This window comes from Nonomuraea sp. LP-02 (assembly GCF_036289125.1).
GTDB classification, from domain to species: Bacteria; Actinomycetota; Actinomycetes; order Streptosporangiales; family Streptosporangiaceae; genus Nonomuraea; species Nonomuraea bangladeshensis.
The window spans coordinates 4259062-4273079 of record NZ_JAXCLK010000001.1 but is presented as its reverse complement, the minus strand read 5'-3'; the positions used below and the strand labels follow the sequence as shown (position 1 = coordinate 4273079).

Annotated in this window: 14 protein-coding genes; 6 read left to right on the top strand and 8 right to left on the bottom strand. The window is 72.3% G+C overall.

Features of this window, described 5'->3' with window-relative positions:
• The first annotated feature begins 152 nt into the window (after nucleotides 1–152).
• Nucleotides 153–509 carry a helix-turn-helix domain-containing protein gene (locus SMD20_RS19785; RefSeq protein WP_091084154.1) on the top strand — a complete coding sequence of 119 codons (357 nt, stop codon included), beginning with the start codon at nucleotides 153–155 and terminating at the stop codon, nucleotides 507–509.
• On the opposite strand, the gene SMD20_RS19780 is transcribed toward SMD20_RS19785, so the two are convergent.
• Nucleotides 506–1285, bottom strand: a complete 780-nt coding sequence (locus SMD20_RS19780) for a DNA-formamidopyrimidine glycosylase family protein (RefSeq protein WP_329583126.1) — start codon at nucleotides 1283–1285, stop codon at nucleotides 506–508. The genes SMD20_RS19785 and SMD20_RS19780 overlap by 4 nt on opposite strands.
• 147 nt (nucleotides 1286–1432) lie before the next feature.
• Here SMD20_RS19780 and SMD20_RS19775 point away from each other — a divergent pair, with 147 nt between their 5' ends.
• Nucleotides 1433–1717, top strand: a complete 285-nt coding sequence (locus tag SMD20_RS19775; RefSeq protein WP_329583124.1) for a hypothetical protein — start codon at nucleotides 1433–1435, stop codon at nucleotides 1715–1717.
• Nucleotides 1718–1726: 9 nt separating this feature from the next.
• On the opposite strand, the gene SMD20_RS19770 is transcribed toward SMD20_RS19775, so the two are convergent.
• On the bottom strand, nucleotides 1727–2176 hold the full coding sequence (locus SMD20_RS19770) for an RrF2 family transcriptional regulator (RefSeq protein WP_091083967.1): 450 nt from the start codon (nucleotides 2174–2176) through the stop codon (nucleotides 1727–1729).
• Nucleotides 2177–2407: 231 nt separating this feature from the next.
• Between SMD20_RS19770 and SMD20_RS19765 the strand changes: the two genes are divergently transcribed.
• Complete coding sequence (locus tag SMD20_RS19765; RefSeq protein ID WP_329592611.1) at nucleotides 2408–3589, top strand: ROK family transcriptional regulator; 1182 nt, start codon at nucleotides 2408–2410, stop codon at nucleotides 3587–3589.
• A gap of 31 nt (nucleotides 3590–3620) precedes the next feature.
• Here the strand turns inward: SMD20_RS19765 and SMD20_RS19760 are convergent, their stop codons facing one another.
• The 4 genes from SMD20_RS19760 to SMD20_RS19745 all read right to left on the bottom strand — a co-directional run bounded on the left by SMD20_RS19760 (nucleotide 3621) and on the right by SMD20_RS19745 (nucleotide 8328).
• Entirely contained in the window at nucleotides 3621–5063 is a 1443-nt protein-coding gene (locus SMD20_RS19760; protein WP_329583118.1) for a glycoside hydrolase family 3 protein, read from the bottom strand.
• 84 nt (nucleotides 5064–5147) lie between these two features.
• Complete coding sequence (locus SMD20_RS19755; protein ID WP_329583115.1) at nucleotides 5148–5999, bottom strand: carbohydrate ABC transporter permease; 852 nt, start codon at nucleotides 5997–5999, stop codon at nucleotides 5148–5150.
• Complete coding sequence (locus SMD20_RS19750) at nucleotides 5996–7009, bottom strand: carbohydrate ABC transporter permease (RefSeq protein ID WP_329583113.1); 1014 nt, start codon at nucleotides 7007–7009, stop codon at nucleotides 5996–5998. Before SMD20_RS19750 ends, SMD20_RS19755 begins: the two co-directional genes overlap by 4 nt.
• Before the next feature lie 2 nt (nucleotides 7010–7011).
• Nucleotides 7012–8328 (bottom strand): sugar ABC transporter substrate-binding protein, encoded by a 1317-nt coding sequence (locus SMD20_RS19745; protein WP_329583110.1) that lies wholly within the window; start codon nucleotides 8326–8328, stop codon nucleotides 7012–7014.
• A 137-nt stretch (nucleotides 8329–8465) separates the two neighbouring features.
• On the opposite strand from SMD20_RS19745, the gene SMD20_RS19740 reads away from it, so the two are divergent.
• From SMD20_RS19740 to SMD20_RS19730, 3 genes are all read left to right on the top strand, one after another.
• A complete protein-coding gene (locus tag SMD20_RS19740) occupies nucleotides 8466–9614 on the top strand; it encodes an ROK family transcriptional regulator (RefSeq protein WP_329583107.1) in 1149 nt (382 codons plus the stop codon).
• 12 nt (nucleotides 9615–9626) lie between these two features.
• Nucleotides 9627–10301 carry a M15 family metallopeptidase gene (locus SMD20_RS19735; RefSeq protein ID WP_329583104.1) on the top strand — a complete coding sequence of 225 codons (675 nt, stop codon included), beginning with the start codon at nucleotides 9627–9629 and terminating at the stop codon, nucleotides 10299–10301.
• 85 nt (nucleotides 10302–10386) lie between these two features.
• Nucleotides 10387–11472: a carboxylate-amine ligase gene (locus SMD20_RS19730; protein ID WP_329583101.1), complete on the top strand. Its 1086-nt coding sequence runs from the start codon at nucleotides 10387–10389 to the stop codon at nucleotides 11470–11472.
• Between the two features lie 6 nt (nucleotides 11473–11478).
• On the opposite strand, the gene SMD20_RS19725 is transcribed toward SMD20_RS19730, so the two are convergent.
• Together SMD20_RS19725 and SMD20_RS19720 are read right to left on the bottom strand one after the other, a co-directional pair.
• Complete coding sequence (locus SMD20_RS19725) at nucleotides 11479–12225, bottom strand: sulfite exporter TauE/SafE family protein (RefSeq protein ID WP_329583098.1); 747 nt, start codon at nucleotides 12223–12225, stop codon at nucleotides 11479–11481.
• Complete coding sequence (locus SMD20_RS19720; RefSeq protein WP_329592609.1) at nucleotides 12222–13970, bottom strand: gamma-glutamyltransferase family protein; 1749 nt, start codon at nucleotides 13968–13970, stop codon at nucleotides 12222–12224. Before SMD20_RS19720 ends, SMD20_RS19725 begins: the two co-directional genes overlap by 4 nt.
• Nucleotides 13971–14018 lie beyond the last annotated feature (48 nt).

Below are 14018 nucleotides of genomic sequence, written 5' to 3'. Positions count from 1 at the left end.
AGTCGCGCGGCGAGGCACAAGCGGCGAGCAAGGGGCGGCGACGCCCGGTGATGACGGCGAGGAGTATGTACGAAGCGAAGAAGACCAATGTGCGGCACGATCCGATCGCGCGGGGCGTGGTGAAGACATCCGCGCCGGGGAGGGAGCGACAGATGATTCTGCTGCGTCAGCTGCTCGGCGATGTGCTGAGGCGGTTGCGCGTGCGCCAGGGACGCACGCTGCGCGAGGTTTCCACGCTGGCCCGTGTCTCGCTCGGCTATTTGTCCGAGGTCGAGCGGGGGCAGAAGGAGGCTTCGTCGGAGCTGCTCGCGTCCATCTGCGGTGCGCTCGGAGTGCCGCTCTCGCAGGTGCTGCGTGAGGTGTCCGACCAGTTCGCGCTGGCCGAGCTCCAGGCTGCTCCCGTGCTCGCCGATGTTCCCGAGCACGAGCGACTGCCTCTTGCGGAGACGGTTCCCGGATCGATCTCCGATTCCGTGTTCCCCGAAGTCAAGGACATGGTGGCTGCCTAACGAGGTTGGCAGCCCGCACACCACAGGATCAGCCGTTCTTGTGGCTGCGCTCCCATCTCCCCTCGGCTGATGCGGGTGCCGCATCGGCGACAGGGTCTTCCTGCCCTGCCGTAGACCCACGTCGCGTTCGCCGGGCGGCGATCACCTGTGGTCACCGTGCCCGCATGTTCGAGGTTGGCCGCCAGCAGGCGCTGTGCCAACGACACGAGCCCGCCCAGGTCCTCGATCTCCCCGACCTTCCTCCACGGCCAGATCCCCCGCAGGAACAAGGTCTCGGCGCGATAGATCGTGCCGATCCCCGCCAGGTTGCGCTGATCGAGCAGCGCCTCCCCGATGGTCCTGCCGGGCTCCTCGCGCAGCCTCCGCACGGCCTCGTCCGGGTCCCAGTCGGGCCCGAGCAGATCCGGCCCCAGGTGGCCGACCAGCCGCGCCTCGTCCTCCGTCCGTACGAGGTCCACCATCCCCAGCTTGCGGCCGAGCGCCGTGCAGTCCCGGTTGGCCAGGATCAGCCGCACCTGGTCGCCGGGCGGCACCCGGGCTCCCGGCGCGACGATCCGCCAGCTCCCGTCCATCCGCAGGTGCGTGTGCACGGTCAGGCCGCCCTCGACGCGGGTGAGCAGGTGCTTGCCGCGCGAGAGCGTGGTCAGCACCTCGCGGCCGGTCAGGTCCGCGGTGGCGTGCCGCGGCACGCGGAAGTCGGACCTCGTGAGCACCCGTCCGTCGAGCGCGGAGCGCAGGCGGGCGGCCGTGCGGTGGACGGCGTCTCCCTCGGGCATCCTTCCAGTCTAGGAACCCGTTCCCGGCGGCTCGGCCGTGGACGTCGCGCTCCTCGCCGCCGTCGCCGTCCACCAGGCCGGCACCGTGCACGGGGGCGCCGGGCGACGTCTTCTCCTGGGCGCCGTCCGCTGCGCACGTTCACGGAGGTGGGGAAGCTGGGCGCGGTCTTCGCCGCGACCTGCCCGAAGCGGACGGGCCGCGTGTGCTACTGGGATGTCCGGACCGGCGCGGCGAGGGGCGAGACGCGGCTGCCCGCGGGCGGCGCTTTCAACGGATGGCTCGACGACGGGCACTTCCTGGGCACGGTGCCGGGCAAGGGGAAGAGCCGCGCGATGGTCATGACGGACCTGAAGGGGAAGGTGGTGCGCACCCTGGCGGAGGGGCCAGCCGACGAGATCGGGAACGTCGTGCTCTGGCACACCAGGCGCTGAGCCGGGAGGTCAGTCCCAGGCGGCGGGGTCGGCGGCGAGCTGGCGGACGCGGTCGGGCAGCGTGCCGGCGGCGACCTGCTCCAGCGTGACCTCCTCCAGGATGGCGCGCTCGGTGGCGCGCAGCGCGATCCACACCTGCTGCAGCGACTCGGCCGGCCCCCGGTAGCCGACGTGCTCGGGCCGCTCGCCGCGTACGTTGGCGAGCGGGCCGTCCACCGCCCGGATCACGTCGGCGAGGGAGATCTCGCCCGCGGGCCGGGCCAGGACGTAGCCGCCCTCGGGGCCTCGCTGCCCGCGTACCAGCCCGGCGCGGCGCATCTGGAGCAGGATGTTCTCCAGGTATTTGGGAGGCATGTCCTGTTCCTTGGCGAGCTCGCCCACGGTGGTCGGGCCGGCACCCGCGGCGGCGAGTTCGGCGGCGGCTCGGAGGGCGTAGTCGACACGAGCGGAGAGGCGCATGTTCTCGATTATCCCTCCTGGTCAACACTGGTTAGCCGCACAGTCGTCAGATGGGGGAGGTGATCTGGAGTCCGGCGTCGTCCCGCGCACGGCCCCCCGATACGGTGATCATGAAGAAATCTCGCGTTCACCTGCGACGTCTCTCGGGAACACGGGCGCTAAACTTCCAACAATCTTTGCGATTTCGCAGGGGACCGATTCGCAGTGGACCGACGGTGGGGATTCAGCGTGGTGGAGCGACGCCCAGGTGTGCCCAGGCTGCTGAGGGAGATCAACGATCGGGCCGCGCTCGAACTGCTGCTGGCCACCGGTCCCATGACCCGCGGCCAGATCGGCGACCTGACCGGCCTGTCCAAGGTCACGGCCTCCCAGACGCTGTCCAGGCTGGAGGAGCGCGGCCTGGTCGAGGTCGTCGGCACCCAGGCCGGCGGGCGGGGGCCCAACGCGGCCCTCTACTCGGTGATCGCCTCCAGCGCGTACGTCGCCGGCCTGGAGGTCGGCCCCGAACGCATCTCCTCGGCCGTCGCCGACATCCACGGTCACACGATCGCCGAGATCACCGTCGACCCGAAGGGCCACGAGGACCCGGTCGCCGCCGTGCACGAGGCCATCGTCAAGGCCTGCCGCGGCGCCAAGGTCGGGCTGAGCAGGCTGCGCGGCGTGGTGATCGGTACCCCCGGCGTGGTCGATCCGCGCAGCGGCGACGTGCGCTTCTCCTTCGACCTGCCCGGCTGGCACGAGGGCATCCACGGGGCGCTCGCCGGCGACCTGCGGCGCGAGGTGACGATCGAGAACGACGTCAACCTCGCCGCCATCGCCGAGCGCGCCGACGGGGTCGCCCAGGGCGTGGACGACTTCGTGCTGCTGTGGGCCAGCCGCGGCCTCGGCCTGGCGGTCATGCTGGGCGGCCGGCTGCACCGGGGGCGTTCCGGCAGCGCGGGCGAGATCGGCTACCTGCCGGTGCCCGGGGTGCCGCTGCCGGAGGACATCCGCACCGAGCCGGGGCGGCTGCCGTCGCTGGCGGGCGGCCTGCAGTCGCTGGTCAGCGCCGAGGCCGTGGCCGAGCTGGCCCAGGGCTACGGCTTCGCGGCCAGCAGCGCCGGCGAGTGCGTACGGGTCGCGATGGCCGCGGGCGAGCGGGGCGAGCCGCTGCTCGACGAGATCGCCCAGCGGCTCGCGCTCGGCGTGGCCGCCGTGTGCGTGATCCTCGACCCCGGCCTCGTGGTGCTGGCCGGTGAGGTGGGTCAGGCGGGCGGCGACGCGCTCGCGTCCCGGGTGGAGGAGGCCGTGGCCCGCATCTGCCCGGTCCGGCCCCAGGTCGGCACCACCACGGTGACCGAGGGCAATCCGGTGCTGCGCGGCGCCGTGCTCGCCGCGCTCGACCAGGCCCGCGAGGAGCTCCTGGCCTCCTGAGCGGCCTCCTGAGCGGCCTCCTGAGCGGCCGTCAGGCGGTCTGGAGCAGCTCCACGGCCGCCTGGGCGTTGGCGCGGGCGGCCCCGTACGTCGCGATGTAGGCGGCGCTGTCCGGCCGCCACACCGGCAGCCCCATCTCGATGACGGTCGTGTCCGGCCGGGCCGTCACCAGCGCCGAGACCAGGTCCCGGCTGGCGGGGTGGCGGTGGGCGTCCTTGACCACGACGACCAGGGACCGGCCGGCGGCCTTGGCCAGCAGCCCGGCCGCGTCGGCGGCCGACGGCTCGACGCGGACGACCTCCGCCTCGGGCAGCCACGGCCCCACGCCCCACGGCACGTCGCCCACGGCGATCGTCGGCGGGGTGTCCACCTCGACCACCAGGGGCTCGACGAGAGGCTCCGGGACGCCGCTCAGCCGTACGGCGCGGCGGGCCGCGTGCAGGCCCACGACGTTGCGCTCGGCCGGCACCTCGCGATCCCCGCCGAACCACTCCCGCAGCGCGGCCACCCGCGCCGCGGCCTCCTCCAGCCGCTCGCCCGCCAGCCGGCCCTCGCGCACCGCCGAGACGATCTCGTCGATGATCGCCTGGACGTCGTCGTAGGCGGGAATCGGCCCGAGGCACAGCAGGTCGGCCCCGGCCGCGAGGGTCAGCACCGCGCCGCCGGCGAGGCCGACGCTGCGGGTGATGGCGTGCATGTCGAGGGCGTCGGTGACGACCACGCCGTCGAAACCGAGCTCGCCCCTGAGGAGCCCGGTCAGCGCCGCGGCGGACAGCGTCGCGGGCGAGTCGCCCGTCACGGCCGGCACGGCGACGTGCGCGGTCATCACCGACTTCGCCCCCGCGGTCACGGCCGCGCGGAACGGGGCGAGCTCCCGCTCGCGCAGCACGTCGAGGCCCACGTCCACGACCGGGATCGCCAGGTGCGAGTCCACGCGGGTGGCGCCGTGGCCGGGGAAGTGCTTGACGCAGGCGGCCACGCGCAGCGACTGCAGGCCCTCCACGGCGGCGACGGTGTGCCGGGCCACCAGGGCGGCGTCCGCGCCGAACGAGCGGGTGCCGATCACCGGGTTGTCGGCCTCGGTGTTGACGTCCGCGCTCGGCGCCATGTCCAGGTTGATGCCGCAGGCGGCCAGCTCGGCGGCGATGGCCCGGTAGACGCTGCGGGTCAGCCCGGGGTCGTCCACCGCCCCGAGCGCCGCGTTGCCCGGGTACGGGCTGCCGACGTGGTAGGCGAGCCGCGTGACGTCGCCGCCCTCCTCGTCCAGCGAGATGACGGGCTCACCGGCTCCCCGCAGCGCGGTGGTCAGCTCCTTCACCTGGCCGTGGTCGGCCACGTTGAACCCGAAGAGCGTCACGCCTCCCAGGCCGTGCTCCAGCTCGCGCAGCACCCAATCGGGCGCCTCGGTGCCCTGGAAGGCGACGAGCAGTGTGCCGGCCGCCAGGCGGCGCAGCCCCCGATCACTCTGACTCATGGCTCCTCATCAAGTGGAAAATGGGCAGGGAAAATGGGCAGGGTCGTGCACGGCGCCGGCGGCGCCGTGCGGGAATGTGCCGCGTCAGCCCTTCACGGCCCCGGCGACCAGGCCGGAGACCATACGGCGCTGCACGAGCAGGAAGAAGATGACGACCGGGATCGTCATCAGCGTGGATCCGGCCATGATCGCCCCCCAGTCGACGCCCTTCTGGCCGATGAAGTACTGCAGGGCGGCCGGCATCGTGTAGCCCTCGGACTCCGACATCAGGTAGAGAGCGAAGACCAGGTCGTTCCACGCGGTGATGAACGAGAAGATGCTCGTCGCCACCAGGCCGGGCGCGACCAGCGGGAAGAGCACCTTCCAGAAGGTCTGCATGCGTCCCGCGCCGTCGATCCAGGCCGCCTCCTCCAGCGACTTGGGGACCGCCGCGACGAACGTGCGCAACATCCACACGCCGAACGGCAGCGTGAGCGCGACCTGGGTGACGATCAGCCCGATGAAGGTGTCGCCGAGCCCCACCCGCTTGACCATCATGTAGAGCGGGATGAGCAGCCCCTCGGCCGGCAGCATCTGCACGACCAGCAGCACGACGAGGAACACGCCGCGGCCCTTGAAGCGGAAGCGGGCGATGGCGGTGGCCGACAGCAGGGCGAAGGCCGAGCCGATGAGCACCGTCCCGAGCGCCACGATGGCGCTGTTGCGCATGTAGAGCCAGATGGAGTTGTTCGCGACGCCCTCGGTCAGCACCCGCGCGAAGTGATCGAAGGTGAAGTGCGTCGGGAACGGGACGAACTCCGTGGTGAAGATCTGGTCGTTCTCCTTGAAGCCGGTCGACACCATCCAGTAGACGGGGAAGACGGCGTAGAGGAAGACCAGGACACCGGCCGTGTTGAGGAGGATCTTGCCGAGCCTCTTGCGGGCGAGCGGGGTCACATCTCCTCCTGCTTCACGATCTGCCTGACGTACACGACGGTGATCACGAGCAGGACGATCGTCAGGACGACGGAGATCGCCGCGCCCATGCCCAGCTTCTGCGGGGGCTTGAACGCCTCGGCGACCGCGTACATGGACAGGTTGTAGCCCTCGCGGTTGGTGTGCCCGTTCATCAGCGTGTAGAGCTGGCTGAAGACCTTGAAGTCCCAGATGATCGACAGGATCGTCAGGACGGCGAAGACGGGCTTCAGCATCGGCAGGGTGATCTTGGTGAACGTGCGCCACGGCCCCGAGCCGTCGACCCTGGCCGCCTCGTACAGCTCGGCGGGGATGCCCTTGAGCCCGGCCAGCACCGACACCGCGATGAACGGGAAGCCGGCCCAGACCACGCAGAAGACCAGCGCGATGTAGAGGGGCAGGGTGTCGGTGAGCCAGGGGGTGCCCGCCCAGCTCCGCTGCCCGGCGGGCGGCGCGGCCAGCCAGTCGGGCAGCAGGTCGAGCGCCCAGTTGACGATGCCGGCCTCGGCGTCGAAGAGCGAGCGCCAGATGACGCCCTGCGCCACCGGCGGCACCGCCCAGGCGAACATGCAGCCGATGACCACAAACAGCGACATCTTCCTGCCGAGCCGGTGCAGGAGCACCCCGACGGCGGTGCCGACGATCAGCGTGAGGCTGACCGCGACGAAGGCGAAGGCCACGGTGTTGCGGAGCGCCGACCAGAAGATGTCGTTGGACAGGACCTTCTCGAAGTTCTCCAGGCCCACCCACTCCGCCGGCCTGGTGCCCCGGACCTGGGCCAGGCCCACCTTCTGGAAGGCCATGACCGCGAGCTGGAACATCGGGTAGAGCAGCAGCCCCGCGATCACCAGCAGGCCGGGCACGAGCAGCACGTACGGGATGCTCCACGCCGGCAGCCCGCTCGCCCGCGTGCGGCCGCCCCCCTTCCTGTGCCGGTGACCCGGGGAGGGGGAGGAGCCCCCACCCCGGGCGACCGTAGTCGGGTTCGCCATGCTCACTGGTTCAGGATCTCTTCGAGTTCCTTGTTGGCGTCGGCGAGGGCGGTGCCGGCGTCCTTCTTGCCCTCGATGACGGCCCGCGCGGCGTTCTGCAGCACCATCTTGGTGGCGTCGGCCTCGGCCCAGTTGGGGTCGGCGGGGAAGGCGCGGGCCTTGGCGAACGCCTGGGCGAACGGGCCCTGCGCCGGGTCCTCCTCAAGCTTGGCCAGGGTGTCCGGGTAGACCGGGAGCAGGCCGCCCTCGCTGGCGTAGCGGTCGGCCCAGGTCTTGCTGGTGGCCAGCTTGATGTACTCCTTGCCGAGGTCGGCCTCCTTGGTGCCGCCCCACAGCGCGATGTCGTTGCCGCCGAAGAAGGAGGGGGCGACGCCGCCGGTCTTGGCGGGCAGCGGGAAGAAGGCGAGCTTGTCGCTCTTCAGCTTGCCCTTCGAGTCCTCCTCGATGCCGGGCAGGTCCCAGCCGGCGGTGAGGTACATCGCGACCTTGTTGTTGGCGAAGCGCTTACGGATGTCGACCGTGTTGAGCGTGAGGTTCGCCTTGCTGGACAGGCCGCCCGTCACCAGGCCGGTGTAGGTCTCGAAGCCCTTGGCGAAGCCGGGCTCGGTGAGCTTGCCGACCCACTTGTCGCCCTCCTTGACGGCGAACTCGCCGCCCTCGGACCAGGCGAACGCGGCCAGCAGGTGGTTGGCGTCGGAGCCGCCGTTGAAGGCGAAGCCGTCCACCCCCGCGCCCTTCTCCTTCTGGATCTTCTTGGCCGCGGCGACGAGCTCGTCCCAGGTCTTCGGGACCTCGATCTTGAGGTCCTCGAACCAGTCCTTGCGGTAGAGGACGGCGCGGGCGCCGGCGCCCCACGGCACGGCGTAGATCTCGCCGTCCACGGTCTCGTAGCCGTAGAGGTTCTCGGGGATCTGCGCGCGGTCGCCCTCGCGGGCGATGTCCGTGATCGGGGTGAGCGCGTCCTGGCTCTGCCACATGGGGACCTGGTCGTTGCCGATCTCGGTCACGTCCGGTCCTGAGCCGGTGGCGGCGGCCGCGAACTTGTCGGCGACCTGCGGCCACGGGATCCACTCGAGCTTGACCTCAGCGCCGGTCTGCTGCTTGAACTCGGCGTTCAGCTCTTCCATGTACTTGGCCGCGGCCGGGTTGCTGTCGCCGAGGCGCCAGACGCTCAGCGTCTTGCCGGCGTACTTGGGGCCGCTGGCGGAGGCGGCGGCGCTCGGTGAGGAGGAGGGCGCCTCACCGGAGCCACAGGCGGCCAGGCCCAGGGCCAGGGCGGCCGTGGTGACCGTAGTGGCTGTGATCTTCGCGATCCTCACAGGGTTCTCCCTTCCCGGGTGCTGGCCTACGGTCCGCACCAGGCTGATCGTCAAATGCCGAACGACGCTGCTAAACTAACAAGAAACTTTCTTAAAAGAAACGCCCGTTAGCCATTCGTGACGAGAGGGGTGCGGTAATGAGTCGAAGCCCGGGGGTTCCCCGGCTGCTGCGGCGGTTGAACGATCGCGCGGCACTCGAGCTCCTCCTCGTGGACGGCCCGCTCACCCGGGCCGAGCTGGGCGAGCGGACCGGGCTCTCCAAGGTAACCGCAGGTCAGCTCCTGGCTCGACTGGAGGAACGGGGGCTGGTCGAGGTCGCGGGGGAACGGGCGGGCGGCAGGGGGCCGCATGCCGCACTGTACGGGGTGGTGCCCTCCAGCGCGTACGTCGCCGGCCTGGAGGTGCTGCCCGACAGCCTGAAGGTGGGTGTGGCCGACATCACAGGCCGGATCGTGGTCGAGATCACGGTCAACCCCGCCGACGGCGGCGACCCGGTCCGCACGGTCCACGCCGCCGTGCAGCGCGCCTGCGACACCGCCGGCATCGGGCTGGAGCGGCTGAAGGCGTTCGTCATCGGCACCCGGGGCGTCGTGGACCCGGTCAGCGGGGACGTGCGCTGGTCGTACGACCTGCCCGCCTGGCACGTGGGCGTGCTCGCCAGCCTCCGCCGCACCCTCGGCGCCTCCGTCACCATCGAGAACGACGTCAACCTGGTCGCCCTCGCCGAGCACACCTACGGCGCCGCCGTCGGCCACGACGACTTCGTGGTCATCTGGGCGGGCGTCGGCCAGGGCCTCGGCGTCATGCTGGACGGCCGGCTGCACCGCGGCATCACCGGCGGCGCGGGCGAGATCGGCTGGCTGCCGGTGCCCGGCGAGCCGCTGCCGGCCGACGTCTCCCAGCCGCAGTCCGGCTCCTTCCAGCGCCTGGTCGGCCACGACGCGTTGCGCGGCCTCGCCCGCGAGCACGGCGTACAGGGGGCGACCGTCCCCGACCTGGTACGCAACGGCGGCGAGGACTTCCTCGACGCGGTCGCCGGGCGGCTCGCGGTGGGCGCGGCGGCGATCACCGTCGTGCTCGACCCCGGCCTGATCGTCCTGAGCGGCGACGTCGGACGGGCGGGCGGCGAGCGGCTGGCCGCGAAGGTGCAGGAGGCCGTGGCCCGCGTGTGCCCGAGCCGGCCCCCCGTCGTCACCACCAGGGTGGCCGGGAACCCCGTGCTGCGCGGAGCCTTGGTCGCGGCTCTGGACCAGGCCCGGGAGCAGGTCTTCTCCGACACTGTGTGAAAATCGTTGCCCATGTGGCAGTCCCCGAACGACCCCAGGAACGATGTCGTGCTCATCTCGGACCCCAGGGTGGCCGCCATCCCGGTGCGCGAGTCGGACGAGCCGCTGGCCGAGGTACGCGGCCGGCTGCGGGTGGACGAGCGGCTGGCCGACCCCGACGGCGCCTGGGCGCACCTGCGCACCGGGCTGCTGGAGCGGCTGGAGCGCGCCGAGGCCGGGCTGCCCGACGGCTACCACCTGCTGATCGTGGAGGGCTACCGGCCGATCGCCACCCAGTCCCTCTACTTCACCCAATACCGCGACGAGCTGCTGGCCGCCAATCCCGGCATGACGGTCGAGGAGGCCCACGTCGCCGCCAGCCGGTACGTCTCCCCGGTCAGCGTGGCCCCGCACACCGCCGGCGCGGCCGTCGACCTCACCCTGTGCGACCCCGAGGGCGTCGAGTACGACATGGGCACCCAGGTCAACGACAACCCCGAGGAGAGCGCCGGCGCCTGCTACACCGCCGCCCCCGGCATCTCGGCCGACGCCCGCGCCCACCGCGACCTCCTCGCCGCCGTCCTGGAGCCGGCCGGTCTGGTCAACTACCCCACCGAGTGGTGGCACTGGTCCTACGGTGACCGCTACTGGGCCCTCGCCACAGGAGCGCCCCACGCCCTCTACGGCCCCACAGGTTTCACCGCCTGACACCCTCAGGTCGGGAAGGTTTTCCGCGAGCGGTCGCCGGGGCACAACTCCTTGCGGAACTCACTCCCCCCAACGAGGTGCAGGCATGATTCCGCTGATCGGGATCGAAGAGGAATACCTCATCGTCGATCCCCGCACCCGCCACGTCTCTCCCCGGGCGACCGACGTACTGGCCGCCACCACCGGGATGACCGACGTGGTGCATGAGATCACCCGTTTCCAGGTGGAGGCCCGCACGCCCCCCTCCACCGACCTGAGCGAACTCGGCTCGCAACTGCGCGCCGTACGAAAGGAGGTGGCCGACGCCGCGCGGGCGTGCGGTCTCGCGATCGTCGCCAGCGGCATCCCCGTGCTCGGCGACGTGAGCTCGCCGCCGCTCACCGACGTGCCCCGCTACCTGCAGAGCAGGGTGGCCTACCGGGCGCTCCAGGACGAGATCACCATCTGCGCGCTGCACGTGCACGTGGACGTGCCCGACCGCGAGCACGCCGTCTACGTCGGCAACCACGTGCGCTGCTGGCTGCCGACGCTGATCGCGCTGGCCGCCAACTCGCCGTTCTTCGCCGGTCGCGACACCGGGTACGCCTCCTGGAGAGTGATCTCCTGGGGCCGGTGGCCGGTGGCGGGCGCGCCCCCCTACTTCGCCTCCTACGCCGACTACGAGCTGGCGGTGCGGGCGCTCGACGACACGGGGGCGCTGATCGACCCCAAGACGGTCTACTGGGACACCCGTCCCTCGCCCAGCCTGCCCACGGTCGAGATCAGGGCGGCCGACGTGCCGCTCGACGTGAGCGACAGCCTCACACTGATCGGGCTCGTCCGCGCCCTGGTGGTGACCTCACTGGAAGCGGTACGGCGCGGCGACCACGGGCTGCCCGTCTCCTCGGAGGTGCTGCGCGCCGCCTACTGGCGGGCGGCCAGGGACGGCCTCGCGGGCGAGGGCGTGGACGTGCGCGACGGCACCCGCCTGCCCGCGAACGTGCTGGCCTGGCGGCTGCTCGAGCACGTACGCCCGGCGCTGGCCGAGGCGGGTGACCTGGCCTTCGTGCAGGAGGGCCTGGACCGGCTGCTGCGCAAGGGGTCGGGCGCGATGCGCCAGCGGCGGGTGCACGCCCGCGGCAACGACCTGAACGACGTGGTGGACGACCTCATCGAGGCCACCGTCGCCTGAACCCGCTCATTGGAGCGCGAGCGCCACGGCCACACCGAGGCCGAAGACGACCACCACGCCACGCAGGACCCTCGCCGACAGCAGTCTGGCCACGCGGGTGCCGAGGAAGCCACCCGCGAGGCTGGCCGGCGCGATCACCGCGACCGCCTCCCACCGCACGTCGGCGAAGAGCGAGAACGCCACCGCCGACACCGAGGTGATCACCAGCGCCAGCACGGCCCGTACGGCGTTGACCCGGTGCAGGCCGTCGTGCAGGAACAGACCGAGCACGGCCAGCAGCAGCACGCCCATGCCCCCGTTGAAGTACGCGCCGTAGCACCCGCCCAGGAACACCCCGGCGTACACCTGGCGGCTCGGCGGTCCACCGGCCGTGCCGCCGAGCCGGGCGCGCAGCCACGGCTGGGCCAGCAGCGCGAGGCTGGCGAGACCCACCAGCCACGGCACGATCGACTCGAACACCCGGCCGGGCGTGACCAGCAGCAGCGCGCTGCCCGCGACCGCGCCCGTCACCGCCGTCGCCCCGAGCGTCACCACCCTGCGCCGCTGCCCGCGCAGCTCGGCCCGGTAGCCCAGGGCGCCGCCGAGATAGCCGGGCCACAGCGCCACCGCGTTCGTCACGGACGCGGTCAGGCCCGGGTACCCCAACGCCAGCAGGGCGGGGAACGAGACGAGCGTACCGCCGCCGGCCAGGGCGTTCACCACCCCGGCCAGCAGGCCGGACGCCGCCAGGAAGAGCAGCTCCGCCGGGCTCATCGGCCGGCGGCGTAGCCCTGGGCGCCACGCGGGTTGGCGGCGGCCTTGAGGAAGCCGCCGTCACGGGCCACCGCACTGAGCCGGCCCAGCGACCACGGCCCCTGCACCTCGACCTCGTGCCCGCGCCGCCGCAGCTCGGCGACCACACCGGGGTCCAGCCGCTCCTCCACGTGCAGCACGCCCGGCCGTGAACCGCGCGGGAAGAACGAGCTGGGGAAGTGCTCGGAGTGGAACATGGGGGCGTCGATGGCCTCCTGCAGGTTGAGCCCGCCGTGGACGAGCGCCAGGAAGAAGTTCAGGCTCCACTGGTCCTGCTGGTCGCCGCCCGGCGTGCCGAACGCCAGCCACGGCCGTCCGTCCTTGAGCGCGAACGACGGCGACAGCGTGGTGCGCGGGCGCGCCCCCGGCCGCAGCGACGCGGGCAGGCCCTCCTGCAGCCAGAACATCTGGGCCCGCGTGCCCAGGCAGAAGCCCAGGGCGGGGATGGTGGGGGAGCTCTGCAGCCAGCCGCCGCTCGGCGTGGCCGAGACCATGTTGCCCCAGCGGTCGACGACGTCCACGTGGCAGGTGTCGCCGCGGACCTGGCCGTCGGACAGCGTCCGCTCCAGCCCGGCCGTGTCCACGGTGGGCTCGCCCACGCCCTCCTGGGCCGGCACCGTGGTCCCGGGCAGGACGGGCAGCCGGGGCTCGCGGCCGCCGGGGGAGCCGGGCCGCAGGTCCAGGCTGGCCCGGGAGCCGATGAGCGCGCGCCGGGCGGCGTTGTAGGCCGGGTCGAGCAGGTCGGCGAGCGGCACGTCGGCGTCGCCGTACCAGGCCTCGCGGTCGGCGAAGGCGAGCTTGGCGGCCTCGGTCACCGTGTGGACGTAGTCGGCGCTCAGGTAGCCCATCGCGTCCAGGTCCACGCCGTCGAGCAGGGCGAGCTGCTGCAGGAACACCGGGCCCTGGCCCCACGGGCCGGTCTTGTACACCGTGTGGCCGCGGTAGCCGAAGCTGACCGGCTCCTCGGTCGTGGCGCTCCAGCCCGCGAGGTCGTCGCCGGTCAGCAGGCCGCCGTGCACCTCTCCCGAGCTGTCGCGCCAGGCGGTCGTGGCGCTGAAACCGGCGATCGCCTCGGCGACGAAGCCCTCGTACCAGGTGTGGCGGGCGGCGGCGAGCTGGCCCTCGCGGGTGCCGGAGGCGGCCTCGGCCTCGGCGACGATCCGCCGGTAGGTCGCGGCGAGCACGGGGTTGGCCAGCCGCGAGCCCGGCTCGGGCACCCGGCCGCCGGGCAGCCAGGTGGTCGCCGAGGTGGGCCAGTCGGCGGTGAACATGCCCTCGACGGCGGCGATCGTGGCCGCGACGCGCTCCAGCACGGGGACGCCGTGCTCGGCGTAGTGGATGGCGGGCGCGAGCACGTCGGCCAGCCGCCAGGTGCCCCACCGCTCCAGCAGGAGCATCCACCCGCCGAACGCCCCCGGAACGGTGGCGGCGAGCAGGCCGGTGCCGGGGACGACGTCCAGGCCCAGCTCGCGGAAGCGTTCGATGGTCGCGGCGGCCGGGGCCACGCCCTGCCCGCACACGACGTGCGTCTTCTGCTCGGCCTCGCTCCACAGCAGGATGGGCACCTCGCCGCCGGGGCCGTTCAGGTGCGGCTCGGCGACCTGCAGCACGAAGCCGGCGGCCACGGCCGCGTCGAAGGCGTTCCCGCCCCGCTCCAGGACGCTCATGCCGGTGGCCGAGGCCAGCCAGTGGGTGCCTGCGACCATGCCGAAGTCGCCCGTCAGCTCGGGCCTGGTGGTGAACAACGTCTCTCC

Coding starts and splice junctions, on each gene's coding strand:
- SMD20_RS19770 (WP_091083967.1), bottom strand. CDS start 2,176: ATGCGCCTCTCCGCTCGTGTCGACTACGCCCTCCGAGCCGCCGCCGAA.
- SMD20_RS19750 (WP_329583113.1), bottom strand. CDS start 7,009: ATGGCGAACCCGACTACGGTCGCCCGGGGTGGGGGCTCCTCCCCCTCC.
- SMD20_RS19780 (WP_329583126.1), bottom strand. CDS start 1,285: ATGCCCGAGGGAGACGCCGTCCACCGCACGGCCGCCCGCCTGCGCTCC.
- SMD20_RS19725 (WP_329583098.1), bottom strand. CDS start 12,225: ATGAGCCCGGCGGAGCTGCTCTTCCTGGCGGCGTCCGGCCTGCTGGCC.
- SMD20_RS19735 (WP_329583104.1), top strand. CDS start 9,627: ATGTGGCAGTCCCCGAACGACCCCAGGAACGATGTCGTGCTCATCTCG.
- SMD20_RS19785 (WP_091084154.1), top strand. CDS start 153: ATGATTCTGCTGCGTCAGCTGCTCGGCGATGTGCTGAGGCGGTTGCGC.
- SMD20_RS19730 (WP_329583101.1), top strand. CDS start 10,387: ATGATTCCGCTGATCGGGATCGAAGAGGAATACCTCATCGTCGATCCC.
- SMD20_RS19720 (WP_329592609.1), bottom strand. CDS start 13,970: ATGGTCGCAGGCACCCACTGGCTGGCCTCGGCCACCGGCATGAGCGTC.
- SMD20_RS19740 (WP_329583107.1), top strand. CDS start 8,466: ATGAGTCGAAGCCCGGGGGTTCCCCGGCTGCTGCGGCGGTTGAACGAT.
- SMD20_RS19760 (WP_329583118.1), bottom strand. CDS start 5,063: ATGAGTCAGAGTGATCGGGGGCTGCGCCGCCTGGCGGCCGGCACACTG.